Below are 1,343 nucleotides of genomic sequence, written 5' to 3'. Positions count from 1 at the left end.
GCACACAAAAATGTTTCATTTTCCCCTTCTTTCCAGTCCAGTACAGTTGCGTCTTTAACGTTTGGATGACCTAAAAGGGTATTCTCAATTTCACCTAATTCAATTCGATATCCGCGAATCTTAACCTGCTGGTCAATCCGTCCTAGGAATTCAATATTTCCGTCTGGCAAATAACGCGCTAAATCACCTGTTCGATACATCTTTTCTCCGGGAGAAAATGGATTTGGAACAAATTTTTCCCCAGTTAATTCAGGACGGTTTAAATATCCGCGCGCGAGCCCCTCTCCGGCAAGATAAATTTCACCAGCTACCCCAATAGGAACAACCTGGCCCCTCTCGTCCAAAAGGTAAATTTTGGTGTTATTAATAGGCTTCCCAATCGGAATGGTAGATTCGTTCTTCCATGTATCTGGTACAACATAGTAAGAAGAAAAAGTAGTATTCTCTGTTGGGCCATATACATGGACTAGTTGTAAATTACTAAGAGATAAAGCTTTTCGAACATGTGGAACAGAAACAGTTTCTCCACCCATTAATAATTGTTGAACTCCGTCTAATGACATTAATTGATGATCAACTATCGTATTAAATAAAGCTGTAGTTAAAAATAATGTTGTTACCTTTTCATGCTTCAAAGCATAGGCAATTTCTTCGAGTGTAGGACGATTTGATCCTATCATAACAAGCCTAGCTCCATTCAATAAGCTTCCCCATATTTCAAAAGTGGCTGCGTCAAAAGCAATAGAAGCTAATTGTAAGAGAACCTCATTTTCATTAAGCGTTGCATAATTGGTGGATCTTACCAAACGCACAACATTCCGGTGAATTACTTCGACTCCTTTGGGATGGCCTGTTGTACCAGATGTGTACATAACATAACCCAAATTTCGAACATGGTTTACGATCCTCAGATTGGATTTATCTATTCCTTCAAAGTTCATCTTTTTTACATCCAGGCATTTCCCAGCCCACCGTACTTCCGGCCAAAGCTGGTCAATCACTTCTGTCTGACTAAGTACAATCCTAGAGCTGCTGTCTTCAAGCATATAATCAATACGTTCAGCCGGATATGCAGGATCAATCGGCAAATATGCTCCGCCCGCCTTTAAAATCCCCAGCATTCCCACAATCATATCTAATGACCGTTCCATTAGTAGACCTACCCGGTCTTCTGGTTTTACTCCCTGCTCTCTTAAAATACGCGCTAAACAGTTTGCGTGCTCATTCAATTCTTTATAAGTTAGCTGTGTTTCTTTAAATACCACGGCTACTTGATTTGGATCTTTTTCCACCTGTTCTTCGAACAGACAATGAATTGTTTTCTCTTTCGGATAAGGCATTTC

General features: G+C 40.1%; 1 protein-coding gene. It reads right to left on the bottom strand.

Translation table 11 applies throughout. The annotated features are described in order from the left end of the window. Positions 1-1,343 (bottom strand): non-ribosomal peptide synthetase (locus WMZ97_RS21805; protein ID WP_343274168.1); only part of this gene is annotated, 1,343 nt, incomplete at both ends.

This window comes from Lentibacillus songyuanensis, from assembly GCF_039548255.1.
Taxonomy (GTDB): Bacteria; Bacillota; Bacilli; order Bacillales; family Amphibacillaceae; genus Lentibacillus_C; species Lentibacillus_C songyuanensis.
Note: the sequence above shows the minus strand (reverse complement) of the source record. Positions and strands in the feature narration are given on the sequence as shown.